General features: G+C 70.2%; 12 protein-coding genes. 3 read left to right on the forward strand and 9 right to left on the reverse strand.

The window, feature by feature from the left end:
- Nucleotides 1-141: 141 nt before the first annotated feature.
- Nucleotides 142-1,257 (reverse strand): 6-phosphofructokinase, encoded by a 1,116-nt coding sequence (locus tag DN771_RS27195; protein WP_420810945.1) that lies wholly within the window; start codon nt 1,255-1,257, stop codon nt 142-144.
- A 295-nt stretch (nt 1,258-1,552) separates the two neighbouring features.
- Nucleotides 1,553-1,993, reverse strand: coding sequence for a ribonuclease H family protein (locus DN771_RS27200; protein ID WP_227462503.1), 441 nt, complete (start codon nt 1,991-1,993; stop codon nt 1,553-1,555).
- Nucleotides 1,994-2,095: 102 nt separating this feature from the next.
- On the opposite strand from DN771_RS27200, the gene aceE reads away from it, so the two are divergent.
- From aceE to DN771_RS27215, 3 genes are all read left to right on the forward strand, one after another.
- Nucleotides 2,096-4,825 (forward strand): pyruvate dehydrogenase (acetyl-transferring), homodimeric type, encoded by a 2,730-nt coding sequence (aceE, locus tag DN771_RS27205; RefSeq protein ID WP_117000720.1) that lies wholly within the window; start codon nt 2,096-2,098, stop codon nt 4,823-4,825.
- Nucleotides 4,826-5,101: 276 nt separating this feature from the next.
- Nucleotides 5,102-7,654, forward strand: a complete 2,553-nt coding sequence (locus DN771_RS27210; protein ID WP_117000721.1) for a fibronectin type III domain-containing protein — start codon at nt 5,102-5,104, stop codon at nt 7,652-7,654.
- A gap of 70 nt (nt 7,655-7,724) precedes the next feature.
- Nucleotides 7,725-8,339, forward strand: a complete 615-nt coding sequence (locus tag DN771_RS27215; RefSeq protein ID WP_117000732.1) for an HhH-GPD-type base excision DNA repair protein — start codon at nt 7,725-7,727, stop codon at nt 8,337-8,339.
- Nucleotides 8,340-8,345: 6 nt separating this feature from the next.
- Here DN771_RS27215 and DN771_RS27220 read toward each other — a convergent pair whose 3' ends face one another.
- The 7 genes from DN771_RS27220 to DN771_RS27250 all read right to left on the reverse strand — a co-directional run bounded on the left by DN771_RS27220 (nt 8,346) and on the right by DN771_RS27250 (nt 20,120).
- Complete coding sequence (locus DN771_RS27220; RefSeq protein ID WP_162942475.1) at nt 8,346-9,797, reverse strand: dynamin family protein; 1,452 nt, start codon at nt 9,795-9,797, stop codon at nt 8,346-8,348.
- Nucleotides 9,794-11,659, reverse strand: coding sequence for a dynamin family protein (locus DN771_RS27225; RefSeq protein ID WP_117000723.1), 1,866 nt, complete (start codon nt 11,657-11,659; stop codon nt 9,794-9,796). Before DN771_RS27225 ends, DN771_RS27220 begins: the two co-directional genes overlap by 4 nt.
- Nucleotides 11,656-13,629, reverse strand: a complete 1,974-nt coding sequence (locus DN771_RS27230; protein ID WP_117000724.1) for an autotransporter outer membrane beta-barrel domain-containing protein — start codon at nt 13,627-13,629, stop codon at nt 11,656-11,658. Before DN771_RS27230 ends, DN771_RS27225 begins: the two co-directional genes overlap by 4 nt.
- Before the next feature lie 138 nt (nt 13,630-13,767).
- The gene (locus DN771_RS27235; protein WP_162942476.1) at nt 13,768-14,298 is read right to left on the reverse strand and encodes a hypothetical protein; all 531 of its coding nucleotides are present in this window, start codon (nt 14,296-14,298) and stop codon (nt 13,768-13,770) included.
- A gap of 81 nt (nt 14,299-14,379) precedes the next feature.
- Nucleotides 14,380-15,423 (reverse strand): glycosyltransferase family 2 protein, encoded by a 1,044-nt coding sequence (locus DN771_RS27240; RefSeq protein ID WP_162942477.1) that lies wholly within the window; start codon nt 15,421-15,423, stop codon nt 14,380-14,382.
- The gene (locus tag DN771_RS27245; RefSeq protein ID WP_162942478.1) at nt 15,423-17,933 is read right to left on the reverse strand and encodes a class I SAM-dependent methyltransferase; all 2,511 of its coding nucleotides are present in this window, start codon (nt 17,931-17,933) and stop codon (nt 15,423-15,425) included. Before DN771_RS27245 ends, DN771_RS27240 begins: the two co-directional genes overlap by 1 nt.
- 282 nt (nt 17,934-18,215) lie before the next feature.
- The gene (locus tag DN771_RS27250) at nt 18,216-20,120 is read right to left on the reverse strand and encodes a hypothetical protein (protein WP_117000728.1); all 1,905 of its coding nucleotides are present in this window, start codon (nt 20,118-20,120) and stop codon (nt 18,216-18,218) included.
- Between the last annotated feature and the right edge of the window lie 57 nt (nt 20,121-20,177).

Below are 20,177 nucleotides of genomic sequence, written 5' to 3' on the forward strand. Positions count from 1 at the left end.
CCGACCGCTTCCGTTCTGCTGGCGCGAAAAGCCCCGACGAGCGCCTACCTGCTCCACCAGAACACGCGCCTCCGTTCTGCTGGCGCGAGAAACCCCGACGACGGGCTACTTGCTCCAGCAGAACGACGGTGTCGAATCGGGTCAGGCCGGCGGTCGATCGCCGAAGTTGATGCCGATCTCGCGGGCTGTCAGGACCGTGTCGCAGTCGAGCGGCACCGACTTCATCCGGCTCGTCGCCTCGGCGAGCGGCACGTAGTCGACCGTCGGCGGGTTGAGCGACACCATCACGCCGTCGTAGCCGGCGACCAGGCCGCGAATCGCCGCCGCGCCGAACCGCAGCCCGAGGAGGCGATCGAACGACGTGGGCGAACCGCCACGGAGCAGGTGGCCGAGCACCACCGTGCGGGCCTCCTTGCCGGTCAACTCCTCGAGCCCCGCGGCCACCTGGGCGCCGATCCCGCCGAGCTTCTCGGCCTGGCCGACCGCTCTGCCCAGCACCGACACCGTGCCGCCGACGGGCGTCGCGCCTTCGGCGACCACCACGATGGAGAACTTGGCGCCGCGCTTGTCGCGCTCGGCGATCAGGTCGGCGACCGGTTGCAGGTCGAAGGGGATCTCGGGGATGAGGATCGCGTGCGCGCTCGACGCGACGCCTGCCTCGAGCGCGATCCAGCCGGCGTAGCGGCCCATCACCTCGACGACGATCACGCGGCCGTGCGACGTCGCCGTGGAGAAGAGCCGGTCGATGCACTCGGACGCGAACGACACCGCCGTGTCGAAGCCGAACGTCTGATGGGTCTTGTCGAGGTCGTTGTCGATGGTCTTGGGCACGCCGACGACGCGCAGACCGGCCTCGTGCAGGCGATTGGCGATGGCGAGCGATCCGTCGCCGCCGATCGTGACGAGGGCGTCGATGCCGGCGTCGGCGAACATCCCGACCAGTTCCTCCGTCCGGTCCACCTCGACGTAGCTGCCATCGGGCTGCAGGACGGGATAGCAGGTCGGGTTGCCGCGGTTCGTGGTGCCGAGGATGGTGCCACCGAGGGGGACGATGCCGCGGACGGAGTCCCTCGTGAGGTGGATCACGCCTCCCTCCGGGTAGCCGTCGGGGTTCATCAGCCCGTTGAACCCGTCGCGGATGCCCACGACCTCCCATCCCTGGTTGTCCCCCGCCAGCACCGCGGCGCGGATGACGGCGTTGAGGCCCGGGGCGTCCCCGCCGCCCGTGGAGATCGCGATGCGCTTGATCGGTGGCAACTGGCTCACGGCGGGAGCGTAGGCCACTCCCCACCCTTCGCGAAGGGTGGGCGACGAGCGCATCGCCGAACGCTCGGCCCCGGGTTCTGATGGAGCAGAAAGGCCGTGGTTGGTCGTACCTGCTCCAGCAGACACATGGCGCCTGGTCTGATGGAGCAGAAAGGCCGTGGTTGGTCGTACCTGCTCCAGCAGACACATGGCGCCTGGTCTGGTGGAGCAGAAAGGCCGTGGCAGGTCCTACCTGCTCCAGCAGAACGACGGCGGGCGACGGGTCGAGGGCCGAGCCCCGTGCGGGTCAGCGGGGGATGGCGGCGACGGCGAGGGAGTCGACGAGGTCGTTCATCCTGTCGCCGCTGTGACCCTTCACCCAGCCCCAGCTCACGTCGTTCACCTTCACCAGCTCGATCAGCGGCTTCCAGAGATCGGCATTGGCGACCGGCTCGCGCTTGGCGTTCCGCCAGCCGTTCTTCTCCCACTTGACCCACCACTTGTCACGGAAGCAGTTGACGACGTAGGTCGAATCGGCGATCACCTTGACGGCACGGCCACCGGCCGTCAGCGTGCGGACGGCATCGAGCGCGGCGTAGATCTCCATGCGCTGGTTCGTGGTCGAGCGCTCGCCGCCCGATGCCTGTGGCTCGCCGTCCGGTGCCACCGCCCACCCCCATCCGCCCGGGCCGGGATTCCCGGAGCAGGCGCCGTCGGTGTACACGATGATGGGGTCGGGAGCTGACACCGGGCCGAGGGTAGCGAGACCATCGGGCCGCGAAGGCCCTGCGTGGCGGTTACCGGCGGGTAGGCGGAGGGGGTTCGCCAGGAAGGTGCGAGACTGTCCCCCATGATCTTCGACGGTTATGTGCATCAGCTTCCCGACACGGATCCCGTCGAGACCCAAGAGTGGTTGGATTCCCTCGATGCCGTCATCGACACGCACGGCAAGACGAGGGCCCGGTACCTGCTGACCTCGCTGCTCGACCGAGCACGCCAGTCCCAGGTGAGCTTCCCCGCCACCGTCTCGACGCCGTACGTCAACACCATCCCCCGCGAGGCCGAGCCCTGGTTCCCCGGCGACGAGTTCATCGAGCGCCGCATCCGCGCCTTCGTCCGCTGGAACGCGGCGATGATGGTCGTCAAGGCCAACAAGGCCGCCGACGGCATCGGCGGCCACCTCTCCACGTTCGCCAGCTCGGCGTCGCTGTACGAGATCGGCCTCAACCACTTCTTCCGCGGCAAGGACAACGGCAACGCCGGCGACCAGATCTACTTCCAGGGTCACGCCGCGCCGGGCATCTACGCCCGTGCCTACCTCGAGGGTCGCCTCGAGGCCGAGGATCTCGACCACTTCCGCCGGGAGATCGGCCGCACGCCCCGCGGCCTGTCCAGCTATCCGCATCCCCGGCTGATGCCCGAGTTCTGGGAGTTCCCCACGGTGTCGATGGGCCTCGGCCCGATCACCGCGCTGTACCAGGCCCGCTTCAACCGCTACCTGCACAACCGCCGCCTCAAGGACACGAGCGAGAGCCGGGTGTGGGCTTTCCTCGGCGACGGCGAGTGCGACGAGCCCGAGACCCTCGGCGCCCTGTCGCTGGCCAGCCGCGAGAACCTCGACAACCTCGTGTTCGTGGTCAACTGCAACCTGCAGCGCCTCGACGGTCCGGTACGCGGCAACGGCAAGATCATCCAGGAGCTCGAGGCCGTGTTCCGCGGCGCCGGCTGGAACGTCATCAAGGTGATCCTCGGCTCGAAGTGGGACGAACTGCTCGCCAACGACAAGGACGGCGTGCTGCTCAACAAGCTGAACACCACCGTCGACGGCGAGTTCCAGCGCTACGGCACCGAGACCGGCGACTACATCCGTGACCACTTCTTCGGTCCCGATCCCCGTCTTCGCCAGATGGTGGCCCACCTCAGCGACGAGGATCTCGTCAACCTGCCCCGTGGCGGTCACGACTACCGCAAGCTCTACGCGGCATACAAGGCGGCCACCGAGAACCTCGGCTCGGGCGCTCCGACGGCAATCCTCTGCAAGACGATCAAGGGCTGGACGCTCGGACCCGGCTTCGAGGGGCGCAACTCCACGCACCAGATCAAGAAGATGAACAAGGAGCAGCTCATGGAGCTGCGCGATCGTCTCTACCTGCACGACGAGATCCCCGAGTCGGCCCTCGACGGCGACGCCACGCCGTACTTCCGGCCCAGCGAGGACTCGATCGAGTACCAGTACATGATGGAGCGGCGGCGGGCGCTCGGCGGTTCCGTCCCGAAGCGGGTCGTGCGCTACAAGCAGCCCACGCCGCTGCCCGGCGACAAGGCCTTCGCCGAGCTGCGCAAGGGTTCCAACGGCCAGGCCGTGTCCACGACGATGGGCTTCACCCGGTTGCTGCGCAACCTCGCCCGCGACGAGCAGTTCGGCAAGAGCGTCGTACCGATCATCCCCGACGAGGGGCGTACGTTCGGCATGGACTCGCTGTTCCCGCAGCTCAAGATCTATGCCTCCCAAGGCCAGAAGTATGAGCCGGTGGACCACGGCCTGCTGCTCAGCTACTCGGAGTCGGCCGATGGTCAGATCCTCGAGGAGGGCATCACCGAGGCCGGTTCGACGGCGAGCTTCATCGCCGCCGGCACCGCCTACGCCACGCACGCCATCCCGACGGTGCCGTTCTACACGTTCTACTCGATGTTCGGCTTCCAGCGGGTCGGGGACCTGATCTGGCAGGCGGCCGACGCCCGCACACGAGGCTTCCTGCTCGGCGCCACCGCCGGTCGCACCACGCTGCTCGGTGAGGGTCTGCAGCACCAGGACGGGCACTCGCTCGTGCTCGCCTCCACCGTGCCGCCGGTGCAGGCGTACGACCCGGCGTTCGCCTTCGAGGTGGCCACCATCGTGCAGCAGGGCCTCAACCGCATGTACGGCGGGCCGGAGCTGAACGGCGGGTTCGATCCCGACGTCTTCTACTACCTCACGCTGTACAACGAGAACTACGAGATGCCGGCGATGCCCGAGCACGTCCAGGCCTCCGACGTGATGCGCGGGCTCTACCGCTGGTCGCCGGCGGCGGACGGCAAGGAGCGCCACGTCACGCTCCTGTTCTCGGGGTCGGCCCAGGGTGCCGCCTTCGAGGCGGCCGCCGATCTGTCGGAGAACTACGGCATCGGGGTCGAGCTCTGGTCGGCCACGTCGTACAAGGCCCTGCGGGACGAGGCCCTCGCCGTGGAGCGGTGGAACCGGCTGCACCCCAGCCAGGAGCCCAAGCTGCCCGTGGTGACGCAGCTGCTCGGTGACAGCACCGATCCGATCGTCGCCGTCACCGACTTCATGAAGATCGTGCCCGAGCAGATCGCTCGCTTCGTGCCCAACCGCACGTTCGTGCCGCTCGGCACCGACGGCATGGGTCGCAGCGATACTCGCGAGGCCCTGCGCCGGTTCTTCGAGACCGACGCCGGGCACGTGGTGGTCGGCGTGCTCAGCGCCCTCGCCGCCGACGGCAAGGCGAGCCCGGACGAGATCGACAAGGCCATCGCCCACTACGGCATCGACCCCGACCTCCCCGACCCCGCCCACCTCTGACCCACTCCCTCGTCCGAGTACTGAAGGTCGCCCGAGTATGGGAGGCCCCGAATCGGCACCTTCCATACTCGGATGACGGTCGCGGCCGTGGAATCTGACGCTCGCTGCATGGCCGACGGCGAACCGGTCCACGAATCCTGACCGGCGGCGTTCGCTTGCACCGAGGCGTCGTCGGCATCGGTTATTGTCCGGCGACCGGCTCCGCCGGATTGCGTCCGGTGGACCGGGGTGACGACGTGTCCTCTAGCGCCGGCGCGCCTGTGAGGAGGACAGTAGATGCTCGGACGGGTGGTGACGGCAGCGAAGATCCTGCTCAGCGGCACGCTCCTCGCAGGCGTCGTAGCGGTCGCAGGGGACACGATGGGCGCCACCGGCGCTGGGACCACGGTCGAACGTGCCCCTGTGGCGCCGAGCAGCCCGGCGAACGACCCGGTGACGCTGACGTTCACGGCCAACCGCACCTCGGCCGCACCCGGCGATCGGCTCGTGTTCACGGCCACTGTCGCCAACCGATCGACCACCGTGCAATCGTTGCAAGGCACGATCGACACCCCGCCCGCCGTTCAGCTCTGGGGATACTCCGAGATGTGTGCACCGTGGCCGGGTATCGGCTACGTCGCCTGCCACGGACTGACGCCGTTCGAGCTGCAACCTGGCGAACGGGTGTCGTTCTTCGTGGAGGTGTTCGTCAGGGCGACGGCGGACCCGCTCGACCTCGAGGTGGCTGCCCGATTCGGCGATCTCGATCCGGCCACCCTGACGATCCCGGTCGCTACCGGAGCGGAGGTCGCTCCTCAACCGCCCGAAGACCTCGAGGCGACGTGGAACGGTGGCGAGTCCGTCTGGCTCCAATGGTCCGCCCCGAGCGAGATCGGCAGCTCCTGGATCACGGACTACGTCGTCGAGCGGGCATCGTCCCCGAGTGGGCCGTGGACGACGCTGTTCGACGGGACCTACGGCGGCGCGGTCGGTTACCTCGGCGACACCCCGCCCGTACCTGCGACCGACCTCTGGTACCGCGTCGCTGCGGTCAACGACGGCGGGCAGGGGGCTTTCACCCCGCCCGTTTCGGTGCAGCCGGAAGGACACCTCCCCTCGGCACCACGGGAGTTGTCCTTGCAGCCGACCGGCGCCGGCGGCGAGTTGCTCGCTACCTGGCGACGACCGGCGTATGTCGGCAACGCGTTCGCCGAGTACGAGGTGCAGCTGTCGGCCGATCGCGGCGCCACGTGGGAGCCGGTCGTCATCGAGCCGGGCTTCACGACGTCAGCACGTCTCCGTGACCTGCGGCCCGGGGGTCGCTACACCGTCCGCGTGGCCATGCGCACCAGCCACGGCGTCGGTGCCTGGTCGTCGGCGACGGCTACCGTGCCCCGCCGTCCAGCCGCGCCGTCCGCACCTCGCCTCACGGCGACGACGCTGAGTCCGACCGAGATCCGGCTCGACTGGCGCCCGCCGACGTCCACCAACGGCTCCGACGTCGTCGAGTACCGCTACGAGATCTCCGCCGACGACGGCGCAACGTGGTCACCCGGGTTCGGCGGCGACGGCTCGGCCCGATCCACCGTCGTCGCCGGCCTCACCGATGGCACCCGATACCGCATCCGGGTGGCGGCACGTAACTCGGTCGGCTGGAGTCCGTTGAGCAACACGGCATCTGCCGTTCCCGCTCTCCGGCGGCCGGCCGCCCCGACGCTGACCGCGACGGTTCTCGGACCGACGCAGATCCGCCTCGACTGGACGGCGGCGAGCGACGGCGGCTCCCCGATCCTCCGATACCGCTACCAAATCTCGGCGGACCGAGGCCGGACCTGGCAATCGGATGTGATCGACGATCCGACGGTGCGCTCGGTCCTCCTCGACGGCCTCGTGTCCGGCCGGGCCTACCTCGTCCGGATCGCCGCGTCCAGCGAGCTCGGATGGGGCGCGACGAGCAACGAGGTCTCCGTGACACCGCGGGTCGTTCCCCCGTCGGCCCCGACACTCACGTTCACCACGCGCACCACGTCGCAGGTGGAGCTCCAGTGGACGGAGCCGGTCTCGGACGGCGGCTCACCGATCGTCGAGTACCGCTACGAGGTCATGTCGATGTACGACCCGACCTGGCGAGACGGCACGACGATCGACGCGGCCGAGAGATCATTGATCGTCGACGACATCAACGTGTTCGACGGGCTCAGCTTCCGCATCGCAGCGAGAAGCGAGATCGGCTGGGGCGCGTGGAGCAACGTGGTCGACGTTCCGCCGTTCCCCCCACCGCCCTCCGCGCCGGGCCTGATCGGCGAGCCGTGGGGACCGGGAGAAGTGCGACTGACCTTCCTGCCCCCCGAGCTAGGTGCCGAGGACGTCCTCGGCTACGTCTACGAGATGTCGACCGACGGCGAGTTCTGGACCAGCGCCGGATGGGCTGGCGCACCGCGAACCACTGCGATCGTGACATGGCTCGAGCCGGGGGTGACGTACTACTTCCGGGCGGCCGCCGGCAGTTCGTGGGGACAGAGCCCGATGAGCGAACCCGTCGCGGTGACCGTCGGGAACGATCCGCGGCCGTCGGACCCCTCGGACACGGAGCCGCCCGACTCGTGGCCGCCCGACTCCTGGCCGCCCGACTCCTGGCCACCCGACACCTGGCCACCGGACACCTGGCCACCCGACACCTGGCCGCATATCGACACGTGGCCACCCGACACGTGGCCACCCGACACCTGGCCACCCGACACCTGGCCGCCGATCGACAGCGAACCGCCGGTCACCGACTGGCCGTGGCCGTCGGAACCGGCCATCGGCTCGGAGCCGGAGTCCGGAGTCCCCGACAGCGTCCCCAACTGACGCCGACCGCCGCGATGAGCCTGGGCCGCAGCATGTGCGGGCCAGGCTCATCGCGGTACCGTGGCCGACCGTGGCGGGGACGCTGTACATCACGGGAGACGCCGACGCCGACGAGCTGTTGAACACCGACGGCACGGCGCTGATGATCGGCATGCTGCTCGACCAGCAGGTGCCGATGGAGGTGGCGTTCAACGGGCCGGCCAAGCTGCGAGCCCGGCTCGGCCGGTTCGACGCCGCGACGATTGCCGCGATGGACCCCGACGAGTTCGTCGCCGTGTGCTGCCAGCCACCGGCGATCCACCGCTTCGGCGGCGTGATGGGCCGGCGCACCCACGCGCTGTGCCGGCGGCTGGTCGACGACTTCGACGGACGCGCCGAGAACATCTGGGCCGGCGCCGGGTCGGCGGAGTCGCTCTACGAGACGCTGCGCACGTTCGACGGGTTCGGCGACGAGAAGGCGCGCATCTTCATCGCCCTGCTCGGCAAGCGCATGGGCGTGCGTCCACGCGGCTGGAAGACGGTCGCCGGCAAGTTCGGCGAGGCGACGCCGCGCAGCGTCGCCGATTCGTCGTCGCCGGCCAGCCTCGCCAAGGTCCGCGAGTGGAAGAAGGCCCAGAAGGCGGCCAAGCTCGACAAGCAGGACCGCCCTTTAGCGCCACGAGCGCCGCGACCGGCGCGGGCCTGATCCGGCTCAGTTGCCGACGTAGAACGCCTCGCAGCTGCGCGCCGCGGTCTCGAAGACCTCGACGACGGCGGGGTCGGCGAGCGGGTCGGCGGCACGGTCGCGCCAGCGGGCCACGCCCTCGAGCGCCTTGCGCTTGATCTCCTCCTCGGGTGCACCGGCGGCCAGACCCATCGCGGCCGCAGGCGTCCCGGCGAGCAGGAGCCGTTCCAGCTCCTCGCGTTCGCGGTCGGCGACGCGCGCCTCACCGGTCGTGACGAGGTGGGCACCACGCATGCGGGCGAACTCCACGGCCCCGGCCTCGAGCTGTTCCACCTCGCGGTCGAGCTTGACCGCGGCGTCCGGATGGGTCGAGCGCATCGTGGCGGCGAGCGATCGCAGGGCCTGCACCGCCGTGCGGGCCTTGAGGATCCTCGACCGGGGCATGAAGTGCTCGGCGATCAGCCGGCGCAACTCGCTCAAACCGGAGCGGGCGACGAGCTTGGGGCCGAGCGTGGCGGCCGTGTTGGCGCCGGCAGCCAACTCCTGGAGCGACACCCGCACACCGAACATGCCGAGGCGGGAGAGCAGTTCGCGCCGCAGCTCGACGGTGAGATCGCTCGAGCTGACGTCGCAGAACTCGTCGGTGGACAGCAGCATCCGCTCGAGGACATCGGGCCCGGCCGCGGCGAGCGTCCGCAGGTTGGCCACCTCGTCCTCACGCAGGGTGAGCCCGGTCTCGGCGAGCAGACCGGCGAGCGGGGTGACCGAGGCGCACAGGCCACGGATCTGCGGATCGGCGGCGTAGCGCCGGGCGATGCGGCCCGCCGACTCGATGGCGTCGAGGCGGCCGGCGCCGATCTCGTCGGCGCGCGACAGCACACCGACGGCGTTGACCGGAGACGACGCCGCCACCGATCGGTCCATGAACGCCTCGAGGAAGGCGACGTCGGCGGCGTGCACGTGGCGCATCAGGTAGATGACGGCATCGGCGTCACCACCCGCACCCTCGTCGGGATCGAGGAACTCTCGAGTGCGCCGCGAGTTCTCGTCGTTGAGCGAGGCGATTCCGGGCGTGTCGATGAGCGTGATCGTGTCGAGCGTGGAAGCGGGCCACCGCACGTCGAGCCAGCGCACCTGCCGTCCGCTGAGGTCACCGAGCTCCACGTCGAGGGCACCGTCCTGGCGCTTGAACGCCAGCGGACGTTCGGTGCCGTCGACGAGCCGGGCACTCACCTGGTAGCTGGTGCCCTTGCGGTACCACGACACGATCCGCGTGCATTCGCCGGCGTCGGTGGGCGCCAGACGCTCGCCGACCATGGCGTTGAGGAGCGTCGACTTGCCGGCCTTCACCCGACCGGCGATCGCCACCTGCAACGAGCCCTCGATGCGCCGGCGGATGGCCGCCGCGGCCTCGGCGACCGACGGTTCCTCACGCTCGAGGCGGGTGGTGATCGCCACCACGGCGTCGCTGACGCTCACTTCGCCGCTCCCAACACGGCCTCGACCTTCTTCAGCGCGGCGATGCGCTGGTCGAGCTCGCCGCCCTTCTTCTGCCGCTCCTGCTGGGAGCGCTGTGCATCCTCCTGAGCGCTCTTGGCGGTGTTGGTCCACGTGCGCTGGAGCTCGCCGAGCCGTTCGGTGAACTCGTCGCGAAGCTCACGCTGGATGTCGCGCGTCACCGAGGTGAGCTGGTTGGTGACCTCGAACTGGACGTCGTCGAGGAACTGCCGCACCTGCTGTCTGGCCGCCTGGCGACGCATCTGCACCTTGCGCTTGCGATCGTCGGCGAGACCCATCCCACCGAAGAGGGCCCCGATGCCGAGCAGCACGGGGTTGGTGGCCAGCAGGGCACCGGCGGCAGCAGGCAGGAAGCTGCCCATCATCCCGAACATCATCACGCCGCCCTGCGCCCCACGAAGGCCGACCATGCCCTTGTCGAAGGCCCGCTTCTTCCCCGAGCCGCCGGCGTCGAGCGCCTTCCCCTGCCACAGGTCCGACACGTCCAACCAGTTCGTGTCGCCGGACGGGCCGAGCTCGATGTTGAGGTCCTCGTCACCCAGCGTCTCGACCACCGCATCGCGGATCGCCAGCCGGCCCTCCTCCAGTGCGAGGAAGGCCCGAGCCACCTCGTCGGCGACGTCGGCTTGGAGGTCGTGGACCATGTCGTCCCACGTCTCGCCCTTCGAGAGACCCTCGATCACCTCATCCATGTTGCGTGAGATCGTGCGCATGCCGGCCCGGAACTCGAACATGACCGAGTTGGACAGATCGGCCGTGCGATCGCCGACGATCGTCGACCAGCGGGCCGCCGGACCGCGCAGGTGCTCGAGCCGGGCCTTCGCCACGTCGAGGCGCTCCATGGCCGCCTTCGTCGCCGCCGGGTCGCCGAGGACCGCCTTCTCGGCCTCGAGGCCGGATCGCACCATCGCCGCGATGCCCGCCGCCTCGCTCGCCGAGCGCTTCGCGGCGCCGGCCTTGGCAGGCGTGACGACCTTGTCGCCCAGCTCCTTCACCAACACCGGGAAGTTGCTGTGCTCGTTGAGCTCGCGGTCCTTGCGGGCGAGTGCCTCGGCCCGCACGACGCTGGACACCGCCACCATCGGGACGGGCAGGCGCTGGCGCTCGAGGTGACCGCGATTGAGGTCGGCGATGCGCTGCCACTGCGGGTAGAGGTCGATCTTCGTCAGGGCGAACATCACCGTCGGGCACAGCTCCGTCGCCCGCCGGAGGAACTCGACTTCCGGGGCCGACAGCTCGGCGGAGGCGTCGGACACGAACACGAGGCCGTCGGCGAAGGGTAAGAAGGCGAGCGTGGCCGCGGCGTGGCCGGCACCGAGGCCGCCCATGCCCGGGGTGTCCACCATCACGAGGCCTTGCTTGAGCAGCGGGCTGGACACGGAGATCTCGACCCGCTCCACCTGCTTCGAGTTGCGAGGGTTGCCGGCCTCGCTGACCCAGTTGGGAAGGTCCTCGACGGCGACCGGCTGGCTGGCCGTGGCCCCGTCGTCGCCCCGTCGACGGACGGTGGCGGTGGTCTCGTCGCCGTAGCGGACCAAGGTGATCGCCGACGTCGCCAGATCGTCGTCCACCGGACAGATCGTCCGGCCGAGCAGACCGTTGACGAGTGAGCTCTTGCCCTGCTTGAACTCCCCGACCACGCACACGACGGTGCTCGGGCGCTTGAGGCGGGCCGCCGCGGCCGACGCCCGCTTGGCGAGGTCGGGCCGCTCCACCTGCTGGAGGATGCGGACGAGCTCGACAATGCCCGCCTCCGATCCCGCGGCCGGAGCGGCTGCGGGAGCGGAGGCGGGCGTCGCAGGAGCCGCAGGGGCGTTCGTCACCCGTTCGTCCCGAGGTCGTCGAACATCGTGTCGAAGCTGTCGTCGATGCTGTCGGCGGCGGCATACGACTCGCTGAAGTCGCTCTGCGGCTCGGGCTCCGGCTCGGGGGCGTAGTCGGCGGCGGGCTCGGCGGGGGCGGACACCTCGGGCGCCGAGAAGTCGCTGCCGCTGTCGAAGCCGTCGTCGAACCCAGCGTCCTGACCAGCGCCACCCTCGGCGCTCGGTGCCTCGTCGAAGGGCATCGCTTCGTCACCGATGCCGCCGCCGTTGACGTCGGGCATCGTCTCGTCACCGATGCCGTCTCCGGCGGTGCCAGTGGCGGGAGCGTCGGGCGTGCCGTCACCGTCCGTGTCGACCATCGTCTCGTCGCCGATGCCGTCACCGTCGGCACCAGCCGCGGGAGCAGGAGCGTCAGGGATGCCGTCGCCGTCGGTGTCGACCATCGCTGCGCCGTCAGCGCCGGGCAACTGCTCGTCGCCGGGTGCGCCCGGGTCGACCAACGGATCCGTGATCGAGACGGGCTCGGGGTCGCGGTCGAGGCCGAGCGACGTCGCCGCCTCGCGGAGCTGGTCGAACCACGTTGCGCTGTCGCCGCCCAGCGAGCGAGAGAGGTCCTCGGCCTGCTGAGCGAGCTGCACCAGCCATCCCGGTCCGGCCTCGAGCGTGGGCAGGGTGAGCTCGACCGGCGAGATCTCGGGGATGTATCCGGTCCCCCAGCAGTTGGTGTAGTCCGCACCGGCGCCGCCGCCCAGGTCGAAGATGCTGCTGGTGACGCTCGAGTCGCCCATCGCACCGTTCACGGCCGAGGTGATGCCCGTCAGACCGAGGCCGCCGAGGATGGAGGCCATGCCGCTTTCGGCGGCGCCTGCCGCGCCGGCGACTCCCACAGCCTGGCCGGCGGCACCGGCCACGGACTCGAAGACATCATCGACCATCCCGAAGATGCCGCCGGAGGACGAGTCGGCACCGGCCGCACCGGCCGCACCAGCGATGCCACCGATGGCGCCGGCGACGTCACCGGCATCGATCCCCAGGGCGTCACCGAGCTTGCCGGCCAGCTCACCGGCGTCGAGACCGGCGAGGCTGCCGAGCTGCCCCGCGGCGTTGCTCAGGTCGCCACCGACGATGTTGCCGAGCGCTCCGGTGATGTCACCGGCGTCGATCCCGAGCGCCTCGCCGAGCTTGCCGGCCAGATCACCGGCGTCGAGGCCCGCCAGGCTGCCGAGCTGGCCGGCCGCGTCACCGCCGACCAGCCCGCCGATGGCACCGGTGATGTCGCCGGCGTCGATCCCGAGCGCCTCGCCCAGCTTCCCGGCCACATCACCGGCGTCTACACCAAGGGCTTCGCCCAGCTTGCCGGCGATGCCCGCGGCGTCGAGGCCCGTGAGGTCGCCGAGCTGGCCGGCGAGGTCGCCGGCGTCGATGCCGAAGGCGCCGCCGATCGTGCTGGCGATGTCGCTGGCGTCGATCCCGGCCAGCTCGCCGAGCTTGCCGACGAGGTCTCCCGTGTCGATGCCGAGGGCGGCGCCGATGTCGCCGGCGTCGATACCGATGGCCTGCGTGATGGCGCTGCCGGCGGCGTCGATCAGCGACCCGCCGTTCAGCAGGTTGGTCGCGATGTCGGTGACGCCTGCCGGCAGGGGCAGCCCGAAGGCGCCGACCGCCGTGTCGAGGGCGTTGCCGAGATCGAAGTCGCCCTGCAGCAGCTGCGTGGCACCGGTGGCGATCATCCCGCCGACCGGACCGCCAACCAACGTGCCAAGCATGCCGGCGTACGGGGCGACGTGGCCGAGGGCATCGCCGAGCACGCCGCCGGTGGCGTCGTCGATCACACCGGCCGTCGTGCTGACGACGGTGTTGACGGCGTCGACCGCCTCATCCACCGTCTCGTAGGCAGCTTCGGCGACGTCGACGACGACGTCGGCGGCGTCCTCCACGAACTCGGCGATCTCGTCAAATGGCCATCCCATGATGTCTTCCTCCTCAGGGGGCGGTCACTGGACCGCCGAACGAACTGGTTCGATCTTGGCGATCGAGCGTCTCGGCGTCACCGGGAGCATTCCCGGTTCCCACACCGGGGCCCGTTCTCGTCCGTTCTCGTCCGTGCGTCAGAGGAAGCGGAAGCTGGCGATGATCTCGACGAACGTCCGCCCGGCCACCGCCATGTGGTCGGCCGTGCTCGTGCCGATGATCTGGAAGAGATCCACCGTCTTCGCGTCGTCGGCGGCCGGGGCGAGGAACAGGGCCTGCAGCTGAGCCAGCTTGCGGCCCGACTGCGGCGCCTCGAGGTCGACGCCCCGGAGGTACACGACGTTGTTGCCGAAGCGGGCCACCCGCTCGGTGTTCACGGTGGCCGAGGGCGCGCCCGCCTTCAGCCTTCCCCAGCTGGCCGTCGCCGCGGCCTCGAGATCGACGGAGCGGGCAACGCGGTCATGGGTGATCATGGCGTTGTCCCAGAACTCGTCCGTCGACTTCGGAGCCCGGATGACGGCGACCGCCCCCGGTGCGTCGTCGACCACCCAGCCGTCAGGCGCGGCGAAGACGAACGACGGCACCGGACGGATCGCGGCGCTCGGATACACGACGACCTGGTGCCCACCCGCACTCTCGATTTGTGTGGTTGTGTCCATAACGGTCATAGGCGGCGCAACCTAGCCACGCGCTCGAACCGCTGCCGGGAATTCCCCCGGGATCGGACGGCAGACGGGAGAACGCCGAGCTCAGTGCCGCGCCACGGCCGAGCACAGCGCTTCGCCCAGCCGGGGTCGCACCCTCCGGGGCAGCGACCGGTGGACGCGCAACAGCGCGTGCATCGCCTCCGGGCGCTGCATCACCGCCAGTTTGGCCCGGCGGCTCACGCTGACGGGTGACCGACGGTACAGCTCGGCGAGGGCGTCGGCGATGAGACGGGCGTCGTCGTACTGCCGTGTCCGGAGGGCGGTCGCGTAGTCCGAGACCGTGGTGTGGAGCAACCGTGGGAACACGAGGTCGCGGATGAAGTAGCGGTTGAGCCGCTCGTCGCTCGGGATGTCGCGCACGAGCTTGTCGAAGAAGAGGAGGCGGCTCTGGAGGAAGCGGGCCGATGCCGAGGCGCTCTGTGAATGGACGCGGTACCGCGTGAGCGGCTCGCGTACGAATCGACAGCTCCATCCGGCACGGAAGAGCCGGATGAACAGATCGTCGTCCTCGTAGCCGCACAGCCGGGGATCGAACCCGCCGACCTCCCAGAATGCCGTCGCCCGAACCATCGAGGCCGACGGCAACATCATCAGATCGCTCTGGAGGAACTGCCCGAGCGTGCGCCGCGTCTGGTCCAGCCGGTGGACGCCGATGAAGCCCTTGGTGACCGTGCGGCCGTCCAGATCGATCTCGTCGAAATCGCTGTACACCCAACCGAGATCGGCGTGGGAGGCGAACGGTCGCCGCAGTTGCTCCACATGGCGAGGACGCCACAGGTCGTCCTGATCGCAGAAGGCGAGGAGCGCTCCGCTCGCCAGCCGCGCCGCCTCGTTGCGCGTGGCCGACTGCCCTTGATTGGCCTGACTCACCACCTTCACGACGACGCCGCGGTCATCGGACGTCGCCGCCTTGATCGCCGCCAGTGAGTCGTCGGTGGAGCCGTCGTCGATGACGATGATCTCGTCGGGAAGCACCGTCTGGGCGAAGATCGACGCGAGACAGCCGGCGACGTGGGCAGCGCCGTTGTACACCGGCACGATCGCCGTCACGGTGAGGTGATGGGTGGGGATGCTGCTGTGCCTCATCACGCCGGCTCCTCCGTCGCCGCCCCCGTCCGTCCGAGCGTCGCGTCGACGTCCTCGGACGCGAGGCCGTCGACGGGATAGCGACGAGCTTCGTCGGCACCGACCGCTGGGTCGTACGCCCAGGCGACGGCTGGTGGCGGGTCGGCGAGCCGCTCGGACACGACCCAGGAGAGAGCCGCCGATGACGTCGTCGGCATCTTGGCCGCTCCGCGGCGCCAGATTGGTGAGGGGACCACCACCACCGACGCACACGAGCCGCCGTCGAGAACTCGAAACCCCGTCGCCGGGCCGAAGAGCTGCTGGAGACCACCGGTCGAGAAGCGCCAGAAGTCGTTGGGTTCCCCATGCGTGGGCCACACCCACGGCGCGCCGTGCACGGCCAGCCCGCCGGGCCGTAGGACCGCCGCGCATTCGGCCGCGACCAGCCAAGGAACCGCGACGTGCTCGAGCAGGCTGGTCGAGAAGACGACGGCGAAGTGGGCCTTCGGAAGGAACCGGGACAGGACGTGGGCGTCACCGACCACGTCCACGCCCGGCCCCGGGTGGATGTCGAGCCCGACGACGTCCCGATCCCCGAACATCTCCCGACGCCGCGCCGCGATGTCGGTGTTGGCGGCGCGCACGCCGAGCGCCAGGACGGGGCCTGGCGGCGCGCTGGCGATCCACCGCTTCATCATCTCCACGGGGTCGACGTCGGCGAGCACGGCCGGCGCCGGCAGAGGACTCGACGGCAGCTCCAACTCGACATCATGGTCACCGACTGTCGTGTGCAGGGTGAGAACCGTACGCCCTGCGGGCCGACCCTCGGCGTACGCCGTGAACCCCGCCCGCGCACAGGCCGGATCGTCGGGCCAGTACTGCAAGAGATGGGCGCTGTCTCTCGGAACCGCCTCGCACACCGCGTCACCCACGCGCAGCGTGAACCGCTCGACGCGCTCGCCCTCGGCCCATGCCCACCCTTCGACGAAGGTCCCGTAGGGGTCACACCAGTACACGTCGACGGAGTGGTGAATCGTGGGGGGACGCCGCCAGCGCTCGACACGCACGTCGGTCGGCGCCCCGTGCTCGACGGTCAGGGCGATGTGGGCCCGCGCCCACTCCGCCACTTCCAGCGAGTGGGCGTCCTCGGCGACGTCGGCGACGTGGAGACAACGTTGGAACCACTCGTGGGCCGCACCAGGGTGCCCGGTGTTGAGGGCGAGGATGCCGAGCGAGAACAAGCTGTCGAGCGAGATCACGCGGTCGTGCTCGGCCTCACGCTCGACGAGATCTCGGATCGAGGCCGCCACGATCTCCTCGAGCTGTGCGGCTGCCTCGTACTGACCGGCCGCGACGAGCTCGACGAAGATGCGACAGGTGAACAGTCGAGCGCCGGGCGTGCTGGGGTCGGAACCCATGGCGGCGGCCATCGCCGACGCGCGATTGGCGTCGTCGACGGCGAGGGCGAGCGCGTGATGCAGCGCGCCCTGAGCCCGTAGGTCGACCGAATCGAGATCGAGGACCCCCGCAACCTTCTCGAACCCCGCGACCGCTTCGCCCGTGAGCTCGAAGTACGTGGCGGCACGGTCCCGACGCCGCCGGTGAAGCAGCTCGACCATTCCGAGTGCGAAGGCGGCCCCGGCCAGGTGCCACGGCGGCGGGGTCCCCGCCGCCAGCGCGTCGAGGACCGACTCGGGGTTGGCCAGGTCCAAACCGTGCCGCTGCCTCATGCAGTCGATCAACCGAGGGCTGGCCGCCATGGCGGCATCGAAGTCGCCGCGGCTGACGACGGCGCGCACGTACCGAGTGATCATGCCGTTGGCGAGCGCTGAGTCCGCCGGGGCCCCCTTGTCGCGGAACCGGTAGTACGGCTCGAGGGAGCGCTCGACGTCCCGCCCGAGGCCGCCAGGTTCGAACACTCGGTTCGGGGCGGCCGAGGCGATGGCGTGAAGCGTCCCGTGATGTCGAGTGACGTCGACCGAGGCGAATCCAGCCGACCTGAGGAGGCGCTCGAGCCCGGCGGCACTGGCGAGAAAGACGTGGAATCCGGCGCTGACCGCGGTCAGCACGTCGGAAGCTGCCGACGACTCGGCCACGATCTCGGCGGCGGGGGTGGTCAGCACCACGCACCCGTCGTCGGTGACGTGCTCGCGAAGCGCCCTGAGGAACGAAAGTGGATCGGGTACGTGCTCGATCACCTCGCTGGAGTGGACCAGATCGAAGCGACGGCCGAGGTCGGTACTTGCGGTCAGGTAGTCGTTGCGGATGTCGAGCTCGAGCTCGAGGGCACCGCGCACTCCAGCGCGAGACGGCTCGATACCGATCGGGGCCCAGCCGTACAGGAACCGACCGATGTCGAGAGCGAACCCGTACCCGCAACCGACGTCGAGCACGTTGACGACGGACGCCGGATCGACCCGTGACAGTCCGGCGGCAATGGTCCCGATCCCCGCCCCGCCCTCGATGTACGCATCGACCGACTCGTCGGTGGGCGACGACTCCCGAGGGGCGTCGAGAAGATCGATCGACAAGCAGTCATCGCAACGCACCAGCTCGAGGTCCCGTATTCCCAAGGCGGTGACCCATCCAAGGCCCGTCGCATCGACCTCTCGGCCGCACGGCCGGCAGCGAGCGCGCCGCGACCGTCCATCGGCTGCCCACGTGATGACAGTGTCCACACACACCCCACTACTGATTCGGCCGCGCGCGTCGCGGCCGGACGAGTGAGGACATTACCGCCGAGCGGCCGGCTCGACCTGATCACAGGGGTACGCCGGCGGCGCGCGGCCGCCGGCGTCACCCATGAGCGATCGTCAGCCGTCCAGACCGAGGTCGTCGCTCGGCGTGTCGGCGACGTCGTCGTGTTCGATCGGCGAGGCGTCACCGGCTCCGAAGTCGTCCGACGGATCGTCGAACTCCATCGCCGGAACGGCCATCTGGTCGTCGCCGATATCGAACGGCTCGACCTCTGCTTCGAACGTGGTGTCCTCGAAGGTGGGCACATCGAGACCGAGATCGTCGGTTGGGGCCACCGGTTCGAAGGGCTCGACCGCCGTGTGCATCTCACCCGCCGCGGCGTCGGCGACCGCGTGGTCGCCGAGCACGTCGTCGTCCATCGCCGGATCGGTTCCTTGAACGTCGCCGATTCCGATCGCGTCGTCGGCGGCCAGCGTCGAGCCCGCGTCCTGCTGGTCGACCATGGCATCGAAGTCATCGACCAACCCGGACGCCGCTGCGTCGGCAGTCTCTGCGGGCATGGTGACGCGTGGATCCGGCGTGTCGGCGGGAGCGCCGTCTTCAGGCGTCTCCGTCGCAGGTGTCTCGTCCGCGGTCGGGGTCTCCTCCGTGCTCGGCGTCTCCTCCGCTGGCGATTCACCGGCAGCCGGGGCGTCATCGGCGGGCGTCTCGTCGGCGGGCGTCTCGCCCTCTTCGGCGGTCTCGCCTGTCGTCGCGGTCTCGCCGGCGGGCGTCTCGCCCGTCGCCGGAGTGCCCTCGGCGGGTATCTCGCCCGAGGCCGGGGTCTCCTCGCCGGTTCCAGGCTCGGTGGTCTCGTCGGACGGCATCGGCTGGCCGGTCGCCGGGTCGACCGGCATCGGTTCTCCCGTGGCCGGATCGACCGGCGGGGACTGGGCGCCGACCTCGTCGCCGATGACCTCGACCTTGGCCTCGGTCTCGATCAGCCGGACCTCGTCGTCGAACTCGTCCTGGAGGGCCCGGATCGCCTGCTCGGCCGACTGGCCCGGAACCGGGGTGAAGTTGCGCAGGGTCTCGGCGAGCTCGGCTCGCATCTGCTCGGCCCGGGCCGGGTCGGTGCCCGGCGGTGGTGTCCAGTTGGCCAGCCGTTCGATGAGGACGGCACGCTGCGCCTCGAACTCCGGATCAGCGCTCACCAGGTCGTCTTGGGAGTCGGCGATCACGTCGAGCTTGACATCCTGGACGAAGTTGTCGATGCGCACGTCGAACTCGTCACGCAATTCGGCGATGGCGTCCTCGGTCGACTGGCCGGGCCGCGGCTGGAAGCGGTCGACCATCGCCTCGAGGCGCTCGCGCAACTCGGCGGCCTCGGCCGGATCGGCGCCCTCAGGTGGCTGCCAGTTCTCCAGACGCTGACGGAGCTCGGCCTGAGCGTCGGCGAAGCCGGCGGGCAGCGGAGCAGCACTCCCGGCCTGCGGCGGCCCGAACGGCGCCGACACAGCGGCGTCACCGTCGTCGGCGTCGGGGCGCTGTGGACGCGGCCGCGGTGGGGCGAATCCTCGGGCACCGCCGCCGCCGCCACCACCGCCACCGCCACCGCCGCCGCCGCCACCACCGCCGGACGGCGCCGCCGCCTCGAAGGCGTCGAGCGACTCCTCGGCGGGGATCGCCGCCGCGACATCGGCCGCGGCGTCGGCGAGCGTGTCGTCGGGCGCATCGTCGGTGATCCCGAGGGCGTTGGTCACGTCCTCGTGCCAGAGCAGTCCGGCTGCCGTCGCCGCGCCAGCCGCGGCGACACCTGCGGCAACCTTGCCGATGGTGGAGAGACCCGATTCCTCCTTCTTGCCGACGTTGGCCGACGTGCGGCGCTCGGTCTGGCCGGCGCCGGGGCGGGCCGATCCGGAACGAGGCGGAGCCGGCGGCGCGTCGGCACCAGGCGCCGGCGGGCTGCCGGCGTCGGCCTTCTTGGCTCCGGGAGCTCCCGGGGGCGGGGGCGGGACAGCGGGGTTCTTGTCGTCGGACATGATGGGCTCCGTGGGTGCGGGCGGGCGGGCGTCGGCTGGCGCGGGCGGGCGGGCGTC

The sequence above is a fragment of the Desertimonas flava genome (assembly GCF_003426815.1).
GTDB lineage: Bacteria > Actinomycetota > Acidimicrobiia > Acidimicrobiales > Ilumatobacteraceae > Desertimonas > Desertimonas flava.